We start from the raw sequence: 23,236 nt of genomic DNA, 5'->3' as shown, positions 1-23,236 counted from the left end.
GGCGCCTACTGGCGGACGGTGCGCACGTCCGCCGGCGGCCCGGCTTCGAAGTTGCTGCGCCAGGGGTTGATGTCCAACCCGCCGCGGCGCGTATAGCGCGCGTAGACCGTCAGCTGCTCTGGCTGGCAGGCCTGCATGATGTCGCTGAAGATGCGCTCGACGCAATGCTCGTGGAATTCCGCATGTTGGCGGAACGAGACGACGTAGCGCAGCAGCGATTCGCGGTCTATCGGCGCGCCCCGGTAGCGGATCTGCACGCTGGCCCAGTCGGGCTGGCCGGTGACGGGGCAGTTCGATTTCAGGAGGCGCGAGGCCAGCGTTTCCTCGACCACGTCGCCCGGGCGGGTGCGCAGCACTTCGGGCGCGGGCTCGTAGGTGTCGATCTCGATGTCCAGCTTGTCTATATAGATGCCGTCCATCTCGCCCATCCGCAATTCGGAGAAGCGCTGCGGCAGGAAGAAATCCAGCCCCACCGGCGCGCCGGCGGCGGCGCTCAGGTCGCGTTCCAGGCGGCCGCGCAGGGCGGCCGAATTGACCAGGCGGGTCTGGTTGAACGAGTTCAGGTACAGCTTGAAGGATTTGGACTCGATGATGTTGGGGCTGTCGGCCGGCACCGAGAAGGTGGCCATGGCTACGCGCGGCTTGCCCTTGGCGTCCAGCCAGGACAGCTCATAGGCATTCCACAGGTCCACCCCGGTGAAGGGCAGCTTGCCGGCTTCCAGGTTCAGCGCCGCGCGATTGTGCGAGCGCGCGATGGGGAAGAGCAGCGAGGGGTCGTATTGCGAGGCGTAGGCCACGCTCTGGCCCAGCGGGCCGTGGGACAGCGTCATAGCGGAGTCATCGGAAACTTGAAGAATGAGCGCATTGTAGGCGGTAGGAAAAAAGCCCGATTTTCCACACTGTGAAATGTAACCTTCGTCATGTGAAAGCCGCTGCTGCGCAGCAGCGGGAACCCATTTCACAGATGATAATTGCGTTCCGCAATACGAAATCAAGTTTGTAATTCATTGATTTATAAGAATAATATTTTTCGTCTTGTATAAGACATCAGTCCACATTGCTCCGCAGCAGAGGCATAGACTTTGTCCAACGATTCACGCAACGCAGGACGCGAATCTTTTGAAGTCTTCCCATCACTGACCAGGAGCATCAACATGAGCAACCGCGAAACCGAAATCCGCAATCTGCAGAAGGACTGGGCCGAAAATGCCCGCTGGCAAGGCATCAAGCGCGACTACAGCGCCGAGGACGTCATCCGCCTGCGCGGCTCGATCGGCGTGGAACACACGCTGGCGCGCCGCGGCGCCACCCGCCTGTGGGAACTGCTGCATAGCGAGCCTTTCGTGAATTCGCTGGGCGCCCTGACCGGCAACCAGGCCATGCAGCAGGTCAAGGCCGGCCTGAAGGCGATCTACCTGTCGGGCTGGCAGGTTGCCGGCGACGCCAACCTGGCCGGCGAGATGTACCCCGACCAGTCGCTGTACCCCGCCAATTCGGTGCCGCAAGTGGTCCGCCGCATCAACAATTCGCTGACCCGCTGCGACCAGATCCAGTGGATGGAAGGCAAGAACCCGGGCGACGAAGGCTACATCGATTTCTTCGCCCCGATCGTCGCGGACGCCGAAGCCGGTTTCGGCGGCGTGCTGAACGCATTCGAACTGATGAAGGCCATGATCGAGGCCGGCGCCTCGGGCGTGCACTTCGAAGACCAGCTGGCTTCGGTCAAGAAGTGCGGCCATATGGGCGGCAAGGTGCTGGTTCCGACCCGCGAAGCCGTCGCCAAGCTGGTGTCGGCGCGCCTGGCGGCCGACACGATGAGCACGCCCACCGTGCTGCTGGCCCGCACCGACGCCGACGCGGCCGACCTGGTGACCAGCGACGTCGACGAGAACGACCGTCCCTTCATCACCGGCGAGCGCACCGTTGAAGGCTTCTTCCGCACCAAGGCCGGCATCGACCAGGCCATCTCGCGCGGCCTGGCCTATGCGCCGTACGCCGACCTGATCTGGTGCGAAACGTCCACGCCCAACCTGGAGTACGCCCGCAAGTTCGCCGAGGCCATCCATCGCCAGTTCCCGGGCAAGCTGCTGGCCTACAACTGCTCGCCCTCGTTCAACTGGAAGAAGAACCTGGACGACGGCACCATCGCCAAGTTCCAGCGCGAGCTGGGCGCCATGGGCTACAAGTTCCAGTTCATCACGCTGGCCGGCTTCCACGCGCTGAACTACGGCATGTTCGAACTGGCCCACGGCTACGCCCGCCGCCAGATGAGCGCCTTCGTCGAACTGCAGCAGAAGGAGTTCGCCGCCGCTGAAATGGGCTTCACCGCCGTGAAGCACCAGCGCGAAGTCGGCACCGGCTACTTCGACGCCGTGACGCAGACCATCGAAGGCGGCCAGTCCTCGACCACCGCGCTGACCGGTTCGACGGAAGAAGCCCAGTTCGAACACGGCAAGGAACAGAAGGCCGCGTAAGCATCGCAGGAGAGTTATGCAATTGTAGTTGCTGTTGTAGGGTGGATTCGGGTGCCTTCGGGCACCCTTTTTTTTACGTGGCGCTTGGCGTCGTTCGACATCCTTTGGGTCCACACATTCCGTTACAATAAGAAGCTTTGTGAATTCGAGCGATTCGCGCAACCGCCCCACTTCTGGATCGGCCTTTTTCTTGCTTTCAGAATGCCTCAAGAACCTCCATCCTCAGCTGCCATGCCCGTGGTCGCGGCCTTCGACTTCGACGGAACGCTGACCTATCGGGACACGCTGCTCCCATTTCTGGCGCGAGTGTCGTGGCCCAAGCTGGCGCTAGGCCTGGCCATGGTGTCTCCGGCCCTGGCGCTGCTCATGTGCGGACAGGGGGGCAACGACCATGGCATGGCCAGAAGGGAACGCGCGAAACAGCGCCTGTGCAGCGTCGTGTTGCGCGGCCGCAGGCAGTCCGACCTGAAGGCGCTGGCTGCCCGTTGGATTCCTGGCATCGCGCTGCGGCCCGACATGCTCGCTCGATTGCGGGCACATCAAGAGTCCGGGCACCAGGTGGTGATCGTCAGCGCTTCCCCCGACCTCTATCTCGAGGAAGTGGCCCGGGGCCTGGGGGCTGAACTCATTTGCACCAGGTTGGAAACGGAGGGAGGCCGCCTGACCGGACGTTTCAGCACGCCAAATTGCTGGGGGCCGGAGAAGGTGGCGCGCCTGGAAGCGCGTTTCGGGCCTATTGGCGACTACGCGTTGCACGCTTACGGAGACAGCAGCGGCGATGCCTGGATGCTGAAGGCCGCGGATTGCGCCTGGCTCAACGGGAAGAGGGTGGTTCGATGATGCCGGCATGGACGCTGCTGCGGCCCCATCAGTGGCTCAAGAACGGATTCGTGCTGGTCGGGCTGCTGTTCGGGCATTACTGGAACGATCCCGGCCTGGTCATGGCCGTCGCGATCGGATTCGTGGCATTTTGCATGGCGTCCAGCGCCGTCTACGTGTTCAACGACTACCACGACCGCGAGGCCGACGCGCGCCACCCCAGGAAGAAGATGCGCCCCATCGCGAGCGGAAGCGTAAGCCTGCGCAGCGCCCGCATGCTGGTGGCGGCATTGGTTGCGGGGGCGCTGTCGCTGCCCGCGTGGTTCGGCCTGTGGGGGGTGATGGCTGCCGTGGCTGCCTATCTCGCCCTCAATATCGCGTATACCTTCAAGCTCAAGCATGTGGTCCTGGTGGACGTGTTCTGCATCGTGGCGGGATTCATGATCCGCCTGGTCTGCGGAACCTACGCCGTGGGCATCACGCCGTCGCGCTGGATGCTGCTTTGCTCGTTCATGCTCACTTTGTTCCTGGGATTTGCGAAGCGTCGTGCGGAGTTCGGCCCGGCCTTGTCCGGGGAAGCCGCCGGGCACGGGGCCACGCGTCAGGTGCTGCGGCATTATTCGCCTCAGATGCTGGACGTGTTCATGGCGGTAACCGTGAGCATGACGCTGGTGACCTACGGGCTCTACACCGTGGATGCCACGACCGCAGCCATGCATGGCACGGACAATCTGATCATCACCCTGCCCATCGTGACCTTCGGCCTTTTCCGATACTTGTACCTGATCTACCGGGAAGGAGCGGGCGAAGACACCGGCCGGGATTTGCTGTCCGATGCGCCGATCCGCCTGGCGGTGATCGCCTGGGCTCTCGCGGTTTTCCTTCTGGTCAGATAACCATGGCATACCTATTCCTATTCCTGGCCAGCGCATGCAGCGTCGCTGCGAGCATTGCCTTGAAAATCGCGGGAACGTCCCGCGGCATGCCCTTGTTCGGCGTGCCGGGCGGCGCGACTTATGTCCTGGCCATCGCCTCATACGGCGCGGGCTTTGGCTTTTACGCGCTGTCGCTGCGCCGCTTGGACCTTACGCTGGCGTATCCGCTGATGGTCGCCATATCCATACTTGGCATCTTCGCGTATGGGGCATTTTCAGGCGCCGAGGAACTCGGCGCGTATCGCCTGGCGGGCGCCGCGCTCATCGCCCTCGGCATCTTCCTACTCTCTCAATAAAAGCCGATCCGATGATGACGAGATTCTTCGGCAGCCGTTTCTACAGCGGTTTCCTGTTGCTGTTCTTTTTCCTGATGGTGGCGGCGGCCTCGTTCAATGGCTTCTATACGAAGTGGCGCCTGAACGACGGCCATCCTTCGCTGGGCTTGTCGTACATGGTTGAAGGGACCGCCGCTCGACCCTACGTCTATCGCCAGCTGCTTCCCGCCATTGCCAATCAGGTCCAGGCCTGGCTGCCGCCGGCAAGCGTGGAGCGGATTTCCAAGAGCCTGTCGGACCCGCGGAAAGTGAACAGCCGCTCCAGCCTGGCGATGAAGTATCCCGAATCAGAGGCCCTGAAGCCGGCAGTCGCCTTGCGCTATTACATCGTCTATTACCTGACCTTCTTCGCCTTGGTCGCCAGCCTTTACGTCATGCGCGCACTCTGCCTGCGGGTCGGGGCGACGGCGCCGGCCGCGATCGCCGCGCCGGCGGTCATGGCCTTGCTCTTGCCGTTCATGCTGACCGAGGGCGGCTACTTCTACGACTTCACCGAGGCGCTCTTCATCATGAGCGCCGTGACGCTTGCGCTGGGCATGACAACGCTGCGCTCATGGCGGGTGCCGCTCCTGCTGGCGCTGGCGGGGCTGGCGACGTGGAACAAGGAGGCGTTCTTCTGGTTTACGCCGGCGCTCTATCCGCTCCTGCGCGGGCACTTGGACCGCGTGCGCGCGGCTGGCCTGGTTTCCGCGTTGATGTTGGTCGGCGGCTGCGTCTACCTGGCGATGCGGCTGCGCTATGCCGGAAATCCCGGTACGACGGTGGATTTCCAGCTATGGGACAACCTGCTGTTCTACGCGGATCCCGGCAACTGGTTCCGCACTGAGAACACGTACGGCATTCTGTTGCCGCGCGGTTTCAGCATCGTGTTCATGCTTGTCTTTGCCGGCCTGCTGGCCAAGGCATGGCGCAGCTTGCCTGCCGCCTTGCGCAACCATGGCGCGACAGCCGCGGCGATCAATCTGCCCCTGTTCTTCCTGTTCTGTTCGCCTGGTGAAATGCGCAATCTCAGCATGCTGTATCCCACGTTGCTGCTGTTGATCGCCTGCGCGCTGTCGGCGTGGCTGGCCGGGGCCGGCCACGCCAACCGGTCCCGATAAGGGAAGCCCGGCAATTCTGCGCGGCGCTTGGCGTCAGAGCCCGAAGAACGCCGAGTACACCAGCCTTTCCTCCACCACGCGGCGCTGCTGCGTGGCGCCGGCGCGCCGTTCGGGCACGGCGTTGTCGGTGTAGTAGCGTTCGTATTCGCGCACCGCGATGCGCGCAGGCTTGCCGCCGCGGTCGGGCAGCGTGACGCTGGCGGACCAGATGACCGGATCCAGCAGCTCGCCCAGCAGCGGGCCTTCCAGCACTGGCGGAAAACGCACCACCGGGCCGACGACCACGTTGCCCAGGCGCGAGAGATCGGCGAGCGTCGTGGGCGTGGCGGTTTCCAGGATGGGCAGTTCGCGCATGCGGTCTATGAGTATGGGGCCAGGTATCGGGCCTGGCGGCTGGGGCGCCGGTCCTGACGGATCCAGCAGGCCCGAGGCCAGTACGGCGGCATCGCTCCAGGCCAGGTCGCTGTCCAGCGCCGGGTCGCGCGTCTGCAGCACCAGCTCGACGCGGTTGCGGCCGCTTTCGGCCGTCTGGCCTATGCCGGGAATGAAGGAGATGTTCAGGTACTCGGAGTCCAGCGGGAACTTCATCGGCCCGTGCTTGGGCACCACGCCGCGCAGGCTGAACGTCAGCCGGCCGCGTTTCTGCTCGAACACGGCGCGGCGGCGCGGCAGCACCTGGGAGAACTCGGCCTGCACCACCCGCGACAGCTTGGCCGAACCGATGGCGTTGGGTTGATAGCGGGCCAGCGCCAGGCGCACGAAGGGCATGTAGGTCCGGCCGGGGTCGAGCTCGATGTCGCAATACCAGCGCGCGCGTTCCTCGCTCCAGCGCACGCGGTGTCCGACCACATGCACCAGCTTGGCCGGGATTTCCTGCAGATAGACCTGCTCGTCGGTGACGCGCGCCGAGAAGTCCGACACGCGCGCCTTGTGCTTGGGCGGGGCCGTTTCCCACAGCGGATCCAGGCCCCATTGCGTCACCAGCGGCGTCAGCGGGTTGGTGATGTCGGTGAAGTTCTGGCCGTCGCCCGCGATCACCACGCCCAGCAGCTCGCCGTCGCCGGAGGAGAACCAGGGCCGCTCCAGCCAGACCCGCAGGCCGTTGCCCAGCCGCGTCACGTCCAGCTTGCCGTCGCCCGCCGTTTCCTCCCAGCGGAAGGTCGGCACCACGTAGGTCAGGACGGGGGCGTCCGGCGGCGCGCTGGCGCGCACGATGGTGTTCTGCGCCGTACCGTCGCGCCTGAGCACCGGGGCGCCAGGGTCATCGTCCGCGCCCGTTTCCACCAGCGGGCCGTCGGCAACGGGCCCCAGCCGCGTGACCTTGTCCGCCTGCGCGTACAGCGAGGGCGGCAGGTATTCGCGGAACCGCGTGGCGGCGCGCAGACGGTAGCGGATGAGGCGGAAACGGGTGTCGCCGAATTCATGGCGGTCGCCGCGCGCGCGCAGCTTGCCGTCCGCGTTCAGTTGTTCCTTCACCGCGTTGCTCAGGGTGAAGAGGTTCGCGTAGTTTTCCGACAAGGGAACCTCGGCCAGCACGCCATGGCCGGCCTGGCGTTCCGGGCGCGGCTTCTGCAGGTCGTCCACCCATTCGTGCCAATCGGCCTCGATCTCGACCTTGCCGGTGGTGGGGCCGTGCAGCCGTACGCGGGCGTACAGGTCCGCGTGGGCATCGCCAGGTCCGCGTTGCGGTTCCTCTGCCATCAGCAGCAGCGGCTCGCAGATTGGTTGCTGCGTCGCATGGACCAGCACCAGCGAGCGGTACGGCGTGACCATCCAGCAGCCGCCCAGTACGGAAGACAGGCGCAGCGTGCCGCGCTCGCCCTCGCTGTTCGCCCAGGCGGGGATGCCGAAGGTGTTGGCCAGGCCGGGATTCACGAAGCTGGAATAGCGCAGCCGGGCGATGCGCCCTTTGGGCAGGTAGAAGGTCAGGACCCGCTTGGCTTCGTCCCAGCTGGGGAGGCCGTCGTCCAGGAAGTCCTCCGAGCAGGGCGGGTCGGTCAGGGTGGCGCGACGCTCTTCCAGCACGATGCGCAAGCCCAGCGTGTCCGGCCACTTGGATGCATGCGCCACCAGCAGCACAAGCTCTTGCGCGGGCGTCAGCGCGATTACCGCGCTGGGTCCCAGCACCTTCGGTCCCGTGACGCCGGGCAGGGCATGGCCGGGCTGGGCGCGCAGCGCGATGCCGCCCGCGGCCGGGTCCGGCAGATAAGGCGTGAGCACCTGGGCTTCGCGGTGGATGACATATTGCCCGGCGGCCAGGCGCTCGCCGGTGGGATGCTCGGCCGAGGGTTCTTTCGGCGGCACCTGTTCGGTGGTGGCGACCGCTTTCAGCACCTGCGGCGTCACCAGTTCTATGTCCGTGCCCGGCCCCTCGTCGTAGAGCGTACCGGCGTCGCGGGCTGCGATCTCGTACGCCTGCTTGATGCCGGCGGGACTGCCCATCATGGCGTCGAACAGGCCGTGCGTTTCGCATTGCAGCTGCGAAGCCTTGGGCGGCACCACGTGGCGTTCATTGGTGGCGGTATATGTGTAGTCCTTGGAGGCGTCCTCCAGGCGGGCAGCCTTGAAATCGGGGCTGTCGAGGTAGGTGGCCGGGTCCATGCCGGTATTGCTTCGAATCACCAAGCGCTCCAGCGACTCGCCTTCACTCAGGCGGGCGCGTTGCACCAGCGCCGGCGGGTCCACGGGCTCGAAGCGCCAGTAGACGACGGGCTGGGTGGCGTTGTCGTCGCGCTCCAGCGAGGGATCGTCATGCGCCAGGCTGTTGCCGGCCAGGTCCACCAGGCGCGCGCGGAAGCGGTAGGGCATGCCGAAGCGCAGGCGCGGCAGGCTGCCCTTGGCCGCCGCGAAGCTGACCGCCAGGCCGTTGCCTTTTTCCGCGGCCGTGTCCTGCACGTCTTCCGGCGCCTCGCCTTGCACACCGCTGTCCGGATCGACGCGGTCACGCAGCGTGCGCCCGGGCCGCGGCGCCACCAGGCTCCAGCCGGTCCAGCGGAACAGCGATTCATGCAGGTATTGGTCCTCCGGGTCCTCGCCGCCGCTGGTGGAGGCGCCTTTTACATAGCCTTCGTCGTCAGGCAGTTGCAACGGCGCGCCGCCGTCCGTGCAGCGGTAGGTGCCGGCGCGCTGGCACAACGAGCGCCATTTCGGAGGATCGCCAGGCGCCTGCGGCTGCGCATCCACGCGATAGCCGCGCAGCAGATCCTCGGCATAGAGCACGATGCTGCCCGGCGCGCCCGACAGCGCCGCGTTCTTCAGGGCCGCGGCCGCGGCGTTCTGCGCGACCTCCCAGGCGCGGCCGCGCCGCGCCACGCCCAGGCCGCCCGAGCGCAGCGCAGCCACGCCTTGTTTGTCGCCGGTGGTGTAGGTCACCGCGCCGTCGGCGCCCAGCGCCAGGCTCTTGGCGATCAGGTTCTGGGCGCTGAGCACGAAGTCCACGGTTTTTAGCGCGGCGCCGTCGGCGTCGACCTGGTAGACGTCGAATGGCGTGCGTGGTTCGTACAGGTTCCAGCTGTCGTCCGCGCGGCGCAGCTTCAGCATGCCGCGTTCATGGTCGGCGGGATTGCGGGGACGCGTGGTGAAGCGTTCCGCGTCGCCCGTCCAGGCGGTGGCGGGGCAGGCGTCATCACCGGCGTCGTGGCCGTCCTGCCAGCGCAGGGTCAGGAAGAAATAGCCCTGCGCGGCGGGCGCCGCCGCCAACTGCTGTTCCAAGACCGAACCCGCCGGGACCAGGCAGTCGATGACCAGTCCGAGCTGGCGCAGCAGCGCCGGGTAATCGCCGTAGGACGCCACGATGGCGTGGAAGTCCATTTCCGGCTGCGCAGGCGGCGCGGGCACGTTTGCGCCGTCAGGCCGGCGGATGCTGCGTTGTTGCGCCGTGGGCGGGTTGCGGCGGTAGAAACGGTTGGCCTGGAACAGGGTGTACTCGGCCTGCGAGTTCCACAGCTTCATCAGGTTCTGGTCGGGGCCGGCGAGGCCGCCATCGTTCCAGCGGGTGGGCAGGGCGCGCAGCGGGAAGCTCGCCCCGGGCTGGGGATTGCCCTCGGCGTTCACGCCCGGCGCCGCGGCATGGCCTTCGTAGACGCTATGCGGGCCGTAGACCTGGGAGCGCAGCACGCGCTCGGCGCCGTCGCCGCCGTCGTCAAAGAAGCGGTCGAAGCCGGGCAGCGGCATTTCGACGCGCCGGTCGCCCAGCGAGATGAAGGCCGTGCGCGTGCCGCAGTCGCTCAGCATGTCCTTCAGGCCCGGATGCGCGTCGCGCCAGGGCAGCAGCGTGGGCGGCGTGCCGGTGGCCTGCACCGCCAGCCTGCCGTAGTGCTTGCGCGCCAGGCCCAGCACGCCCGCCACCGAGTACGAGAACAGGTTGACTTTGCTCATGTCGCGGAACACGAAACCGGCGACCGGCGTGGTCTTGGGCAGCAGCCGTTCCCACAGCGCCGCGTCGGCTTGCGCCTGCGGCTCCAGCTCGATCTCCGCCGCGCCGGTGTTCAGCGCGAAGCGCACCCGCTCCAGCGTGCGCGGCCAGTTGACCCAGTCGGCGAACGCGTGCAGTTGCTGCTCGTTCACGGCCTGCGGCGTCAGGCGCGGCGAGGCCACGATGGAGACGCGCAGCCGGCCGGCGTCGGGGCCAGCGGGTACGCGGCCGTTGGGGATCGCGGTCCAGACTATCGTTTGCTTGGCCATGGACGTTCCTCAGGCAAAGGCTTCGGCGTATTCGCGCCAGGCGTACTCGGTGCCGTCGTCGATCTGCGCCAGCTCCTGCGCCAGCGGCAGGTCGGGATGCGGCCCCATCAGGTCGCGGAAACCCGGGTCGCCATTGGACCCGGCGAACTTGCGTTCGCACGACAGCGACACGCTCATCGAGAACATGAAGACTTCGATCTCGACGGTGATGGTGGCGCGCCCCGCGCACTTGCCGCTTTCGAACTCGTAACGCAGTTCCAGGTAGATCTCGATGGAAATGCTGACGATGCCCAGCACGCTGACGCAGCCGCCCATGCGGAAGTAGCCGGCCAGCGAGCAGGCGTTCTTTTCCATGCGGAAATAAATGCCCGCCATGACGTGCACGCCGCCGGAGGCCACGCCCAGGTTCACCGACACGCTGGCGCCGAACTCGAAGGCGGCTTCCATCAGCTGGATGCCGCTGGGATCCAGCGTGATGCCGAAAAAGCCGCCGCCGCCGAACATGCACACCGACAGATTGAAGGGCTGTTCGCGCGTGCAGAAGTTGAAGCGCACGGCCAGCGGTTGGCCGATGAAGGGCACGGTGAAGCCCGCGCCCAGGCTGAGGTTGGACAGATTGAAGACGCCGATGGCGACGGCTGGCAGCGCCAGGTCGAAACCTGCGTCCACGCCCTTGGCCGAGATATCCAGGTAAGGCGGGTCGGAGAATCCATCCAGCGGGATCAGGTCGCGCAGCGTTTCGACGAAGGACAAGGGGCCCACGAACTTGATGTCGGTCAGCAGCACGTCCACGTCCATCTTCGCGGCCGTGTCGATGCGGAACTCGATCTTCTCGAAGTTCAGCTCCATGAAGCTGGCAGGCGCGATCAGGACCAGGTCGAAGTCCTTCAGAGAGCAGACCACCGACATCTTGGGCGCGCTCTGCCCGTTCTTGCGCACGCGCGCCTCCACCGCCACGCGAAAGCCGCGCGCATCGTTGACGCGGAACAGCGGCGGATCGCCCGGCTTGATCGACCAGCTCTTGATCACCGGGTTCCAGTCGAAGCGGATGGTGAGTTCATCGCCGGTCAACAGCTCCAGCAGTTCCGCGCTGGCCAGCACGGCGTCCACCGCCAGCTTGACCGCCTGCAGCGCAGTCTGCGCGATCTGGCGCGGCGCGCCTTCCAGCAGGCGCGCGCCGCCTATGGTGGCGGACAGAGGATCGACCGCGTTTGTGATGGCCTGCAGGCGCGTCCTGAGCGTCGCGGCGTCGGCAAACAGTTCGTCCAGCTGGTCGGGGTGGCCCACCACCGCATCGAGCGCGTCGTACAGCGCCTTGCCCTGCACCAGCAGCGCCGGCACGACGCCGACGCTATCCAGCAGCGTCTGGGCGGTGTTGGCTGTCTGGCGCAGCGATTGCCGCAGGCCATCCGGCAAGTGCGCGCCGTTCACTTGCGCGTCCGCCGCCGTGCCCAACGCCCGGGCGGCATCGCGCGCGGCGGTGAGCACGGCGGGCAGTCCCGGCAGCGCGGGCGCGGCGTCGAAGGACAGTCCGGCCAGCAGCGCGACCTGCGCGCGCACGGCTGCCAGCGCGGCGATCAGATCGTTGACGCGGGCCTTTGCGTCCTGCACCAGGTTCTGCGCGTAGGCCTGCGCCTGGCTGAGCAGATCCTCCAGCGTGTCGTTCAGCACCTGCAACGCGGCCTCGGCGATGCGGCCCGGCTGCTGCGCCAGGTCCGCCACCAGGCCATAGAGCCGGCCCATCTCGTTGACCAGGCTTTCCAGCTGGGAACAGGCTTCCGATACGAAGCGCGGCACCTGCTCCGGCGTGCCGGCGGCGTTGGACACCGCTTCAATCACGTCGCCCAGCGGTATGCAGCCGAACAGCAGCGGAAAGGGCAGGTCCGGGGACATGACCTTGGGGAAGATGTCCGGGCCGTTCATCTTGCCGGCGACGAAGTCCGCCACCTTGCCGCTGACCGGACCTGCCATGCGCGACAGCGCCGTGGGGCGCAGATTCGGCTGGACGAAGCCGCCCGCGCGGTCGCCTTGCGCGGAAAAGTTCAGCACCGCGTCGCCGCGGTAGCCGGGTTCGGCGTCTATGTTGCCGAAGACCTGGCCGACGTTGCCGGAGTCGAATCCGAACCGCAGGTAGTGGTCGTTCCAGCTCAGCACGTTGTTGCTGTCGCTGCCGGTCAGTTCAGCCAGCGCGGCGATGCGGATCTCGGCGCGCTTGACGCCGGGATAGAACAAGGGGCCGTTCAGCGAGTCGCTATAGGCGCGCAGCTGGGTGTTGCCAGGATCGACCAGGCCGTCGAACTCGATCGTCTCCGCTTGCGCCGCGGTATCGCCCGGCTTGAGCGGGGAGGCGAACGTGACGCGTTGCTGCTTGAACTGCGCCGTGCGGCGGCCGGATTCGGCGTCGCGCCAGGCCTTGCGCGTTTGCTTCGCGAAAAGCTCGGCATTCACGTAGTCGGGCGTCAGCCATTGGCCGCTGATCTTGCGCGGGCAGGCATGGCCGCCGTCCATGAAGATCATGGGCAGGTCGAACTGCACGATGCGGCCGTCGATGTCGGTGGCCGAACAGGCGAAGCGGAAGGGGATTTTGTCTATGCACGGCCAGAACAGCACCTGCCCCAGGCCGTCGATGTCGCTGTCCGGGGAGGTGGGCGCATCCAGGCTGGGCGTGACGGTGGTCAGGATGCGCACGCTGGAGAACGGCATCTGGCGGTGCAGGAAGATCATGTTCCCCGAGTCGTCGCGCGCCTGCAGCAGCGGGTCGGCGTACTGGCGTTCGCGCTGGCGCACGATGAGGAACATGCGCTGGCGCAGGTAGGCGGTGTTGCCGGCCGGGGCGCCCGTATGGAACTTGCGTTCGCTGACCTTCACCAGCGAGGCGCGATGGCCGAAGGGAAACAGCAGGCCCTTGTAGACCACGCGGACGTAATGATCGCGGCCCATGGCGCCGCGATGCGTCCATTCTTCCAGCGACAGCCCGGGCGCGTCCCAGTTGCCGCGCGAGTCCAGCCAGGCGCCCAGCGCGGACAGCATCAGCAGCTTGGCGTCCACCGGCTGCGGCGTGTAGTTGGCGACGGAAAAGTTGGAAGACAGGTGCGCGATCTGGAAGCGGTCGAAATCGTCCATCGGCATGCGGAAGGGCGAGGTATTCGGCTGCGGCAGATAGGTCGTCGCCGGCACCGGGAACGCCGCCTGCATCGGCTTGGTGGTGCCTTCGCCACCCAGCGCCCAGACGGCGCGCACGGTGGGCTTGGGATCGTCCGCCTGCGGCGCCGTTGCGCTGTTCTCCGGCTGCGCGGCCAGCAACTGGGTATGCCAGAGCTCGGTGTGCTGCGTGGCGGCGGAAGTCGCCGGCGCCTTGGCGTGGCGCCAGCGTTCGTCCGCATGCGGGCTGAGGATCAGCCGCCACGGCAGTTCTATCGCCGTCTGCTGCTCGGCGGGCAGCGCGGGCTTGGGGCCGCGCCTGAGGATTTCGATCAGGGCGCTGGTGCGCTGAACCTCACGGACCGGCGCGCCGCCGCCCAGGCGCAATGCGCGCAGGCCTGGCGCGCCGCCTGCCTGCCGCAGCAGCAGCGCCCCGGGCGCGTTCTGCTGCGTGGCGATGCGCGCGCTGCGCAGCGCGAAGCTCGACAGCGCCGCGCGTTGCACCGGCGAAAGTTTGTCGATGCGGGTGTCGAACAGATCGCGCAGGTTCAGGCGCGGCGCGCTGGGCCCGGGCGGGCGCGCATTGGCGGCCACGGTCAACGGCAGCGACTCCATCGCGGCCAGCACGCCTTCCAGCGTGTAGGGCACGTCGAAGCCGTCGGGAACGGCAAAGGCCAGCCGCGACTCGCCCGCGATGCGCGCGCGCACCGGCGGACCGGTGGGATCTTCCACGCCGCCTGCGGGTTCCGGCTTGTCCGGCGTGGGACGGGGCGGCGGCTGCTTGAAGACGTCGGGAGGCGGACGTTCGAAGAACGTCTCTTCGCTGATCGACTGCGGCGGGAAGTGGACGATGAGCGTGGCGGCGCCGTCGCCAGCTTTCTTCAGGCGGGGCGGCTGGCCCGGCGTGACCGTCAGGTTGCGCAGCTCCAGCCGCAAGGCCAGCAGATCGGCCGGGCGCAGCACGGCATGGCCGGGGCGGGTGCCGTCGAAGAAATTGCGGTTGGGATTGGGGGCCAAAACAGGAATGTTCAGCCTTCTGGTGACCATGCCAGTTCTCCTGCAAATAAGGAAACCCAGGAACGAAATCCTGCACGTCCAGCTACCTGCGAATCGAACTGCCAATGTGGCGAAAATTATCGTTGTGTTGCGTTAGTAGTCAACAACGCACGGGCCTGCGGCAGCGGCTGCCGCGACAGCGCCGGTTTGAGAATCCGGATGTGGCCGAAAGATGTAGAAGAGGCAGGCCTTCGCTGGGGAAGCTCATGCTTTGCATGAGACTTTTGCCGCCATCTTCAGACACGGGAAGGGGTACGGCGGGGCCTATCCGCATGGGGGACGGGTGGCCGTCAGCGGAATTTATTTTGTACGAATGCGTAACGGCTACGGCCCCGGAAATCACGCCATCCGGGGCCGGGCCGGGATCTCAACTGGCGACCGCGGGCGCGCCGCCTAGCGCCTCCAGGCATTCCGCCAGCGGAGGAATGGCGCTGGCCAGCGCCTGGACGGTTTGCGCGTCGACCTTGGCCAAGGGTGGAATCTCGGCCAGCACGCGCACGTCGCCAAAGCGTTCGATGGCTTCCTTGTTGCCCGCCGAGAGCGGCCCGCTCATGATCACGCCCAGCACCGGAATGCCGCGGCGCTTGAGGGCCTCAAGGCTGAGCAGGGTGTGGTTGATGGTGCCCAGTCCGCTGCGGGCGGCCAGCACCACCGGCATGTCCAGCCGCGCAATCAAGTCGATCATCATGTGGGTGTCGTCGATCGGCACGTAGAGGCCGCCCGCGCCTTCCACCACCAGCGGCGCCTGCGTGGCCGGCGGGACGATGCTGGTGGCGTCGACGATGGCGTCTTCCAGCGTGGCCGCGGCCCAGGGCGACAGCGGCGCCTGCAGCACGTAGGCCGGCAGGTGCAGGCGTTCGGGCGGCAGCCCGGCCAGTTGCGCCACGGTTTCGGTGTCGCCGGGTTCTTCGGCCACGCCCGTCTGCACGGGCTTCCAATAGTCGGCGTTCCAGGCGCGCGCCAGGATCGCGGACACCAGGGTCTTGCCGATGCCGGTGTCAGTGCCGGTCACGAAGACGCCGGCGGGGGACTGGTTTGATTTTTTCCACATACCGTAGGCCAGGTGATAGGTCACCCCGGCTCCTTGTTCGTCAAACGCCGCCAGCACCCGCCGCAGTTGCGCTGCGCCCAGTGGCGCGCGTCCAGGGGCGGGCGTGGTGGCGCCTATGCCTTTCAGGGCGCGCAGGAAATGCAGCCCGTCAGGATGATTTTGTATCAGCCGTTCGCTGCGCACGCCACCCGCCAGATTGCCCCTGTCCGGATGGATGGCGGCGGCGGCCGGATAGCGCGGCGTGGCGGGGGCAAGCCCCGCCGCGGCATGCGCGGCCTGCCATTCGTGGAAGGTGCCGTCCGCCAGCGTCGCCACCGCCAGGCAGCCGCCCGGCGCGAGCAGCGCGGCCAGCCGGCCCAGCCCGGCGTTCAGGTCGGAGAACCATTGCACCGCCAGGCTGGAGCAGATCAGGTCGTAGCCGCCTTCGAGTCCGGCGGGATGCTCGCCGTCCAGCAATTGGTAGCGAGCCCGGCCAGGCAGTGAGGGGCCGCGCTGCGCGGCCGCGAGCATGCCGGGGGCGATGTCGGTGACGGTCCAGTCGGCGGGACCGATGCGGCGCGCCAGCGCCTGGGTCAGCAGGCCGGTGCCGCAACCGATTTCCAGGATGCGGGGGCGGCGCGGCAGGGGCAGCAGGGCGATATCGCCGGCCAGCCGCTCGGCAGCCAGCCGCTGGACGGACGCGTGGTCTTCATAGGCGGGTGCGGCGGCGCCAAAGCGCGCGCCGATGCCGGCGTTGCGGGGGGCTTGCGTCATGCGGCGCGCGCCAGGCCGTCAATGAAGGCGCGGATGCGCTCCGCGCACCAGGGCGAGTCCGACACTGGCAGCAGGTGGCCCCCGCGCGTCCGCATATGGATCTCCGCGTCGGCCCCGCCGGCAAAGACCGCCTGCGTCATGGCCTGAGGCACGATGGGGTCGTCGGCGCCAGCCAGGACCAGCAGCGGCACGGGCAGCGCCGCCAGGGCCTCGCGCCGGTCTTCGTCGCGCAGGGCCTCCAGGTCGCGCGTCAGCGGCGCAAGTTGCGGGTCGCCGAAATCGGTCGCGTCGCCGCAGCGCTGGCGGAAGTCGCGCAGCACCGCCGCAGGGTCGGCGGACAGGCGCCGGGACATGCGTTCCAGCACACGCGGCGCCACGCCGGCCTCGAAGCCGGGGCCGGCCGCGAAGCGGGCGAAGCCGTTGATCGACACCAGGCCGAGGCAGTCTTGCGGCTGTCCGCGCAAGAGGCGCAGCAGGCCCAGCGAATGGCCAATGGCGATCACCGGGCCGGCCAAGACCGGCTCCTGCGCCGGCCCGAAATAGCCCGCGTCGAAGACGGCTTGCGGCCAGTCTTCGAGTTCAGCGCGCAGCGGCGCCCAGACCGAAGCGTCGAAGGCCCAGCCGTGTACGAACAGCAGGGTGGGGCGGGGCATGCCGGCTTGCATGGAGACGGCGGTCATCACGCCAGCGCGGCGGCGAAACCGTCGATCAGGCGCGCCACGTCCACATCGCGGTGCGCCGCGCTCAGGGTGACGCGCAGGCGGCTGGTGCCGGCGGGGACGGTGGGCGGGCGGATCGCCACGGCCAGCAGGCCGCGCTGCTCCAGCCCCGAGGCCAGTTCCAGGGCGCGGGCTTCGTCGCCCACGATGGCCGGCACGATCTGGGTGGACGAAGCCCCCGTGTCCAGCCCCATGCCGCGCAGCGCGGCGCGCAGATTGTCGCCCGCAGCCGCCAGGCGGGCGCGTTCGGCGTCCAGCGTGGGTACCAGGTCCAGCGCCGCGTCCATGGCGCCCAGCACCGCGGGCGGCAGCGCCGTGGTGTAGATGAAGCCCGAGCAGGCGTTGATCAGGTAGTCGCACAGCGCGCGCGAACCGGCGACGTAGGCGCCGAATCCGCCCAGCGCCTTGCTGAACGTGCCCATGGCCAGGTCGATGCGGCCGGGCGCCAGCCCTGCCAGCCCCATGCCGCGCGGACCCAGCACGCCGGTGGCGTGCGCTTCGTCCAGGTAGACGAAGGCGCGGTAACGGTCGGCCAGGGTTGCCAGCCGTTCCACGTCGGTCCGGTCGCCGTCCATGCTGAACACGCTTTCGGTGACGATGAATCGCGACACGGGCTGGCCGGCCGCGCTCTCCGCCTTGGCGGCCAGCAGGCTTTCCAGATGAGCCAGGTCGTTGTGCCGGAAGCGGATCTGCTTCACGCCCGCCGCCTGGCAACCATGGTGCAGGCTGGCGTGGTTGAGCTTGTCGGCATACAGCTCGACCTCGCCCTGGCTGGCGGCCGCGCGCAGCAGGGCGGGCAGTACGGCGGCGTTGGCCTGCCAGCCCGAGGCCAGCAGCAGCGCGGCCTCGGTGCCTTTCAGCCGGGCCAGCTTGGCTTCCACCTGTTCGTGCAGGTCCAGATTGCCGGTCACCAGGCGCGACGCCTGGGCGCCCGCGCCGTGGCGGGCCGCCCATTCGCGCGAGCGCTCGACCAGCAGCGGATGCCGCGACAGGCCGAGGTAATCGTTGCTGGAGAAGTTCAGGACCGGCTCGCCCTCGAGGACGAGGTGTCCCGGAGCGGCGGCGGAGGCCGTGCGCAGGCGGCGGCGCACGCGGCGCGCTTGCGCGCGCGCCAGTTCGGAGGAGAAAAGCGGATCCAGCTTGGACATCTATATTTCCTGCAGCGGCCGGGCAGGGGGGAGGCCGCGCCAGGCCGTAGAATGCGGGCCATTGTAGTGGAGGCGGGCGTGGCCCCCGTTCCGGCCGGATGCGCCGGGCGGCCCCCCGGGGCGCGCCGCCGGTATCGAGAGGTGAATCATGCACACGCCCGACTGGGTGGCCCAGGGCCAGCCCCATATCTGGCTACCCTATGCCCAAATGAAGACGGCCACGCCGCCGCTGCCCGTGGTGCGCAGCCATGGCAGCCGGCTTGAACTGGCCGACGGCCGCAGCCTGATCGATGGCGTCGCGTCCTGGTGGACGGCCTGCCATGGGTACAACCACCCGCACATCGCCCAGGCCGTGCGCGCGCAGCTGGACGCCATGCCGCACGTCATGTTCGGCGGGCTGACCCATGAGCCGGCGCTGACCCTGGCGCGCCGGCTGGCCGCCATGCTGGGGCCGGGACTGGACCGCGTCTTCTACACCGATTCCGGCTCGGTGGCGGTGGAAGTCGCCATGAAGATGGCGCTGCAGTTCTGGCTGAACCAGGGAGAACGCGGCCGCAGCCGTTTCCTGGCGTTCCGCGGCGGCTATCACGGCGACACCTTCGGCACCATGGCGGTGTGCGATCCGGACGAGGGCATGCACAGCCTGTACCGCGGCATGCTGGCCGAACACGACATCGTCGACCTGCCGCGCAGCGTAGCGGAGCTGGCCGCGCTGGAGGCGCACCTGGAAGTCCATGCTTCCCGGCTGGCCGGCATCCTGGTCGAGCCGCTGGTGCAGGGCGCGGGCGGCATGCTGCTGCACGACCCGGAAGTGCTGCGCCGTCTGCGCCGCCTGGCCGACCGCCACGGCCTGCTGCTGATCTTCGACGAGATCTTCACCGGCTTCGGCCGCACCGGCACGATGTTCGCCTTCGAGCAGGCCGGCATCCGCCCGGACATCGTGACCTTGTCCAAGGCGCTGACCGGCGGCACCTTGCCGCTGGCCGCCACGGTGGCCAGCAGCCGGGTGTTCGAGGCCTTCTGGTCCGATGACCCCTCGCACGCGCTGATGCACGGCCCCACCTTCATGGGCAACGCGCTGGCCTGCGCCGCGGCCAACGCCTCGCTGGATCTCTTCGAGACCGAACCGCGGCTGGCGCAGGCGCAATCGATCTCCGCGAGCCTGGCCGCGGGCCTGGAACCGTGCCGCGAGCTGCCCTGGGTGCGCGACGTGCGCGTGCTGGGCGCGATCGGCGTGGTCGAGCTGGACGGCATCGCCGACCGCGAGGGCCTGAAGCGGCGCCTGGTCGACGCCGGCGTGTGGGTGCGGCCGTTCGGCAATGTGGTCTACCTGACGCCGGCGCTGACCATCGCCGAGGACGATCTCGCCAGCCTGATGCGGGCGGTGGTCGAGGTGCTGCGCCGCCAGCGCCCCTGAGCTGGATCGCGTCCGGCCCGCGTGGCCGGGGCAAACCCGCCGGACCCGCCTTGATCCAGATCAAGGCGGCTTTGTAACGCGCTGGGTAACATCGGCGCATGCGAGCAAAATCGATCTTCGCCGTCCCGGCCGCCCTGTCCGACGCCGACCGCCAGCAGCGCCGCCATGCGCTGGTGCGCCTGTCGCTGGCGTGGCTGGCCATGATGCAGGTGATGATGTTCGCCTGGCCCGGCTACCTGCGGCATGAAAGCATGCCGGCCGATGCGCTGGAAACGCTGGACTGGGCCATCGTGCTGATGAACTGGGCCAGCTTCGCGCTGACCGTGCCCGTGGTGGTCTATTCGGCCTGGCCGATCTGGCGCCACGCGGGCGACAACCTGCGCCATGGCCGCGCCGGCATGGACGTGCCGGTGGCCCTGGGCATCGTCGCCGCCTTCATTCCCAGCGTCCACGCCACCTACACGGGGCGCGGCGAGGTCTACTTCGATTCGGTCACGATGTTCGTGGCCTTCCTGCTGACCGCGCGCTATCTGGAGCTGTGCGCCCGCCAGTCCTTCGGCGGCGCGGCAGGCGGCTTGCGCCACGAGCGCGTGGAGGCGCAGCGCCTGGAGCTGGGCGCGCGCGCCGACCGGCTGGCCTCGCGCTTCGTCATGGTCCAGGTCGCGTTGGCGCTGGCCGCCGCGGCCGCCTGGGCCTACATCGATGCGGCGCACAGCATTCCGGTGATGGTGGCGTTGCTGGTGATGAGCTGTCCCTGCGCCATGTCGATGGCGGTGCCCACCGCCATGGCCTCCGCCCATTCGGCGCTGGCCGCCCATCCCAATATGTCCGACGCGGCGCTGGACGAGCTGCTGGGCGAGGCGCGGCGCCGCGCTCGCCAGAACCTGTACGGATCGGTGGTCTGGCACCTGCTGATGACCCCGCTGGCGCTGGTCGGCTGGGTGACGCCGTGGCTGGCCGCGATCACCATGCTGGTGTCCTCGCTGGCGGTCGCCTACAACTCGTGGCGCTTGTGCCGCCGCGACTGGGCTGGCGCGCCGGCGCCCGCCGCCGCGCTGGAAACGGCGCAATGACCATCCTCTATCTGCTTCTGCCCCTGTCCCTGCTGTTCGTGCTGGCCATCGGGGTGTCGCTGTGGTGGGCCGTTTTCAACGGCCAGTACGACGACACCGATGATGCCGGCCGCGCCATCCTGCTCGACGACGACAGCGGACCCGCCAGCCGCGGCTGAGCGGCGCGTTTGATTTCGCGCCTGGACCCGTTGCGCCGGCGCCGCGTTCCCCACCGTGTAACCAGATGCTTGATCCAGATCAACGCTGCCTTGTTTGACTAGTCCCATCATTGCAGCCTGGAGCTATCTGTAACTTTAGGGGAAGGGCGATGAACGATTGCGCCGCAATCGCAAGCAAGGCCGACACCTTCAACTACAAGATCGTGAGGCAATTCGCGCTCATGACGGTAGTGTGGGGCATCGTCGGCATGGCTGTGGGCGTTTTTCTCGCTGCGCAGCTTATCTGGCCGCAGCTGAACTTTGACACCGCATGGCTGAGCTATGGCCGCCTGCGCCCGCTGCACACCAACGCGGTGATCTTCGCGTTCGGCGGCAGCGCGTTGTTTACGACGTCGTACTACGTGGTCCAGCGCACCTGTCAGGCGCGCCTGTTCTGCGGCCCGCTGGCCGCGTTCACGTTCTGGGGCTGGCAGATCGTCATCGTCGCCGCCGCCATCACCTTGCCCATGGGTTTCACCAGCAGCAAGGAATACGCCGAACTCGAATGGCCCATCGACATCCTGATCACCCTGGTCTGGGTGGCTTACGCCATCGTGTTCTTCGGCACCATCGTCAAGCGCCGTTCCAAGCACATCTACGTGGCCAACTGGTTCTTCGGCTCGTACATCCTGACCATCGCCATCCTGCACATCTTCAATAACATCGAAATGCCGGTGTCGATGTGGAAGTCCTACTCCGCCTACTCGGGCGTGCAGGACGCCATGGTGCAGTGGTGGTACGGCCATAACGCCGTGGGCTTCTTCCTGACCACCAGCTTCCTGGGCATGATGTATTACTTCGTGCCCAAGCAGGCCGGCCGTCCCATCTATTCCTACCGCCTGTCCATCGTCCACTTCTGGGCGCTGGCCTTCACCTACATGTGGGCGGGCCCGCACCACCTGCTGTACACCTCGCTGCCCGACTGGACCCAGTCACTGGGCATGACCTTCTCGCTGATCCTGCTGGCGCCGTCCTGGGGCGGCATGATCAACGGCATCATGACGCTGCAGGGCGCCTGGTACAAACTGCGCACCGATCCGATCCTGAAGTTCATGGTGACGGCCCTGTCGTTCTACGGCATGTCGACCTTCGAAGGCTCGATGATGTCGATCCGCACGGTCAACGCGCTGTCGCACTACACGGACTGGACCATCGGCCACGTGCACTCCGGCGCGCTGGGCTGGGTCGCCATGATCTCCTTCGGTTCGCTCTACTACCTGATCCCGCGTCTCTACGGCCGCGAGAAGATGTACAGCGTCAAGGCCATCGAACTGCACTTCTGGATCGCGACCATCGGCGTGGTGCTGTACATCGCCGCCATGTGGATCGCCGGCGTGCAGCAGGGCCTGATGTGGCGCGACACCGCCAGCGACGGCACCCTGGTCTACAGCTTCGTCGAGGAACTGAAGACGCGCGTCCCGTACTACCTGATCCGTTTGCTGGGCGGCACCTTGTTCCTGTCGGGTGTGTTCGTCATGGCCTGGAACGTGTGGATGACGGTGCGCGGCGCGCAGCCGGTCAATCCCGCGATTCCGCAAGACGATCCCCATGCCGCTCGCCAGCCGGTCCCCGTGACCGCCGCGCCGGCCACCGTTTGACGAGGACATCATGGCCAACCATAAATCTGGTTTCTTTTCCCACCAGACGCTCGAGAAGAACATCGGCTGGATGATCATCGCCAGCATCCTGGTGGTGTCCTTCGCGGGCCTGGTCCAGATCGTGCCGCTGTTCTTCCAGCACAGCACGACCCAGCCCATCGCGGGCGTGGAACCCTACAGCCCGCTGCGCCTGATGGGCCGCGACGTCTACATCCGCGAAGGCTGCGTCGGCTGCCATTCGCAGCAGGTGCGGGTGCTGGCGGCCGAAGTGCAGCGCTACGGCCCGTACTCGGTGGCCTCGGAATCGGTCTTCGACCATCCCTTCCTGTGGGGCTCCAAGCGCACCGGTCCCGATCTGGCGCGCGTGGGCGAACGCTATTCGGATGACTGGCACCGCATCCACCTGCGCGACCCGCGCAAGGTGGTGCCGGAATCCAACATGCCCGCCTATCCCTGGCTGGAAAAGACGGTCATCACCGGCGAGAACGTGAGCGACCGCATGCGCGCCCTGCGCACGCTGGGCGTGCCCTACACCGACGAGGAAATCGCCGCGGCGCCCAAGGCCATCGAAGGCAAGACCGAGGAAGACGCGCTGGTCGCCTACCTGCAAGGGTTGGGCGTGGGCGTGCGCAAGGCCGAGCAGGCCAGGAAGGCGGAAGAGGCCAAGAAGGCCGCCGCGCAACCCGCGGCACAGCCCGCGACCCAAGCCGCCGCGCCCGCGGCCGCGGGAGGCTGAC

16 protein-coding genes are annotated in these 23,236 nt (G+C 67.5%); 10 read left to right on the top strand and 6 right to left on the bottom strand.

Translation table 11 applies throughout. From position 1 onward, the window contains the following. Positions 1-5 precede the first annotated feature (5 nt). Complete coding sequence (queF, locus tag ACZ5YA_RS10380) at positions 6-830, bottom strand: NADPH-dependent 7-cyano-7-deazaguanine reductase QueF (protein ID WP_059372432.1); 825 nt, start codon at positions 828-830, stop codon at positions 6-8. Positions 831-1,154: 324 nt separating this feature from the next. Between queF and aceA the strand changes: the two genes are divergently transcribed. The 5 genes from aceA (at position 1,155) to ACZ5YA_RS10355 (ending at position 5,663) form a co-directional block, all read left to right on the top strand. Beyond that, positions 1,155-2,474 (top strand): isocitrate lyase, encoded by a 1,320-nt coding sequence (aceA, locus tag ACZ5YA_RS10375; protein ID WP_464092469.1) that lies wholly within the window; start codon positions 1,155-1,157, stop codon positions 2,472-2,474. A gap of 84 nt (positions 2,475-2,558) precedes the next feature. Next, positions 2,559-3,314 carry an HAD family hydrolase gene (locus ACZ5YA_RS10370; protein WP_464092468.1) on the top strand — a complete coding sequence of 252 codons (756 nt, stop codon included), beginning with the start codon at positions 2,559-2,561 and terminating at the stop codon, positions 3,312-3,314. Then, entirely contained in the window at positions 3,311-4,189 is an 879-nt protein-coding gene (locus ACZ5YA_RS10365; RefSeq protein ID WP_464092467.1) for a decaprenyl-phosphate phosphoribosyltransferase, read from the top strand. Before ACZ5YA_RS10370 ends, ACZ5YA_RS10365 begins: the two co-directional genes overlap by 4 nt. Positions 4,190-4,275: 86 nt before the next feature. Beyond that, positions 4,276-4,524: a DMT family transporter gene (locus ACZ5YA_RS10360; RefSeq protein ID WP_059372439.1), complete on the top strand. Its 249-nt coding sequence runs from the start codon at positions 4,276-4,278 to the stop codon at positions 4,522-4,524. An 11-nt stretch (positions 4,525-4,535) separates the two neighbouring features. Continuing rightward, the gene (locus ACZ5YA_RS10355; protein ID WP_251881891.1) at positions 4,536-5,663 is read left to right on the top strand and encodes a hypothetical protein; all 1,128 of its coding nucleotides are present in this window, start codon (positions 4,536-4,538) and stop codon (positions 5,661-5,663) included. Positions 5,664-5,696: 33 nt separating this feature from the next. On the opposite strand, the gene ACZ5YA_RS10350 is transcribed toward ACZ5YA_RS10355, so the two are convergent. The 5 genes from ACZ5YA_RS10350 to ACZ5YA_RS10330 form a co-directional block, all read right to left on the bottom strand. After that, positions 5,697-10,346 (bottom strand): hypothetical protein, encoded by a 4,650-nt coding sequence (locus ACZ5YA_RS10350; RefSeq protein WP_464092466.1) that lies wholly within the window; start codon positions 10,344-10,346, stop codon positions 5,697-5,699. Positions 10,347-10,355: 9 nt separating this feature from the next. Continuing rightward, on the bottom strand, positions 10,356-14,534 hold the full coding sequence (locus tag ACZ5YA_RS10345; RefSeq protein ID WP_464092465.1) for a TolC family protein: 4,179 nt from the start codon (positions 14,532-14,534) through the stop codon (positions 10,356-10,358). 376 nt (positions 14,535-14,910) lie between these two features. Then, the gene (bioD, locus tag ACZ5YA_RS10340) at positions 14,911-16,347 is read right to left on the bottom strand and encodes a dethiobiotin synthase (RefSeq protein WP_118932514.1); all 1,437 of its coding nucleotides are present in this window, start codon (positions 16,345-16,347) and stop codon (positions 14,911-14,913) included. Continuing rightward, positions 16,344-17,000 (bottom strand): alpha/beta fold hydrolase, encoded by a 657-nt coding sequence (locus ACZ5YA_RS10335; RefSeq protein WP_464092464.1) that lies wholly within the window; start codon positions 16,998-17,000, stop codon positions 16,344-16,346. Before ACZ5YA_RS10335 ends, bioD begins: the two co-directional genes overlap by 4 nt. 26 nt (positions 17,001-17,026) lie before the next feature. Continuing rightward, positions 17,027-18,214, bottom strand: coding sequence for an aminotransferase class I/II-fold pyridoxal phosphate-dependent enzyme (locus ACZ5YA_RS10330; RefSeq protein ID WP_464092463.1), 1,188 nt, complete (start codon positions 18,212-18,214; stop codon positions 17,027-17,029). Between the two features lie 148 nt (positions 18,215-18,362). Between ACZ5YA_RS10330 and ACZ5YA_RS10325 the strand changes: the two genes are divergently transcribed. From ACZ5YA_RS10325 to ccoO, 5 genes are all read left to right on the top strand, one after another. Then, positions 18,363-19,631, top strand: coding sequence for an adenosylmethionine--8-amino-7-oxononanoate transaminase (locus tag ACZ5YA_RS10325; protein WP_306636649.1), 1,269 nt, complete (start codon positions 18,363-18,365; stop codon positions 19,629-19,631). Between the two features lie 98 nt (positions 19,632-19,729). Continuing rightward, a complete protein-coding gene (locus tag ACZ5YA_RS10320) occupies positions 19,730-20,704 on the top strand; it encodes a P-type ATPase actuator domain-containing protein (RefSeq protein ID WP_059372454.1) in 975 nt (324 codons plus the stop codon). Continuing rightward, positions 20,701-20,862 (top strand): cbb3-type cytochrome oxidase assembly protein CcoS, encoded by a 162-nt coding sequence (gene ccoS, locus ACZ5YA_RS10315; protein WP_042794347.1) that lies wholly within the window; start codon positions 20,701-20,703, stop codon positions 20,860-20,862. Before ACZ5YA_RS10320 ends, ccoS begins: the two co-directional genes overlap by 4 nt. A gap of 149 nt (positions 20,863-21,011) precedes the next feature. After that, complete coding sequence (gene ccoN / locus ACZ5YA_RS10310; protein ID WP_059372455.1) at positions 21,012-22,499, top strand: cytochrome-c oxidase, cbb3-type subunit I; 1,488 nt, start codon at positions 21,012-21,014, stop codon at positions 22,497-22,499. Positions 22,500-22,509: 10 nt separating this feature from the next. Continuing rightward, complete coding sequence (ccoO, locus tag ACZ5YA_RS10305) at positions 22,510-23,235, top strand: cytochrome-c oxidase, cbb3-type subunit II (protein WP_059372459.1); 726 nt, start codon at positions 22,510-22,512, stop codon at positions 23,233-23,235. Position 23,236 lies beyond the last annotated feature (1 nt).

The organism is Achromobacter sp. JCM 18799 (assembly GCF_055395645.1).
This window is presented reverse-complemented; position numbering and strand designations above follow the sequence as displayed.

Bases quoted from the DNA above. Each gene is read 5' to 3' on its own strand.
- ACZ5YA_RS10325 (WP_306636649.1), top strand. From the start codon at position 18,363: ATGCACACGCCCGACTGGGTGGCCCAGGGCCAGCCCCATATCTGGCTA.
- ACZ5YA_RS10350 (WP_464092466.1), bottom strand. From the start codon at position 10,346: ATGGCCAAGCAAACGATAGTCTGGACCGCGATCCCCAACGGCCGCGTA.
- ACZ5YA_RS10355 (WP_251881891.1), top strand. From the start codon at position 4,536: ATGATGACGAGATTCTTCGGCAGCCGTTTCTACAGCGGTTTCCTGTTG.
- ACZ5YA_RS10345 (WP_464092465.1), bottom strand. From the start codon at position 14,534: ATGGTCACCAGAAGGCTGAACATTCCTGTTTTGGCCCCCAATCCCAAC.
- bioD (WP_118932514.1), bottom strand. From the start codon at position 16,347: ATGACGCAAGCCCCCCGCAACGCCGGCATCGGCGCGCGCTTTGGCGCC.
- queF (WP_059372432.1), bottom strand. From the start codon at position 830: ATGACGCTGTCCCACGGCCCGCTGGGCCAGAGCGTGGCCTACGCCTCG.
- ACZ5YA_RS10320 (WP_059372454.1), top strand. From the start codon at position 19,730: ATGCGAGCAAAATCGATCTTCGCCGTCCCGGCCGCCCTGTCCGACGCC.
- ACZ5YA_RS10330 (WP_464092463.1), bottom strand. From the start codon at position 18,214: ATGTCCAAGCTGGATCCGCTTTTCTCCTCCGAACTGGCGCGCGCGCAA.
- aceA (WP_464092469.1), top strand. From the start codon at position 1,155: ATGAGCAACCGCGAAACCGAAATCCGCAATCTGCAGAAGGACTGGGCC.
- ccoS (WP_042794347.1), top strand. From the start codon at position 20,701: ATGACCATCCTCTATCTGCTTCTGCCCCTGTCCCTGCTGTTCGTGCTG.
- ccoO (WP_059372459.1), top strand. From the start codon at position 22,510: ATGGCCAACCATAAATCTGGTTTCTTTTCCCACCAGACGCTCGAGAAG.
- ACZ5YA_RS10360 (WP_059372439.1), top strand. From the start codon at position 4,276: ATGCCCTTGTTCGGCGTGCCGGGCGGCGCGACTTATGTCCTGGCCATC.
- ACZ5YA_RS10335 (WP_464092464.1), bottom strand. From the start codon at position 17,000: ATGCCCCGCCCCACCCTGCTGTTCGTACACGGCTGGGCCTTCGACGCT.
- ccoN (WP_059372455.1), top strand. From the start codon at position 21,012: ATGAACGATTGCGCCGCAATCGCAAGCAAGGCCGACACCTTCAACTAC.
- ACZ5YA_RS10365 (WP_464092467.1), top strand. From the start codon at position 3,311: ATGATGCCGGCATGGACGCTGCTGCGGCCCCATCAGTGGCTCAAGAAC.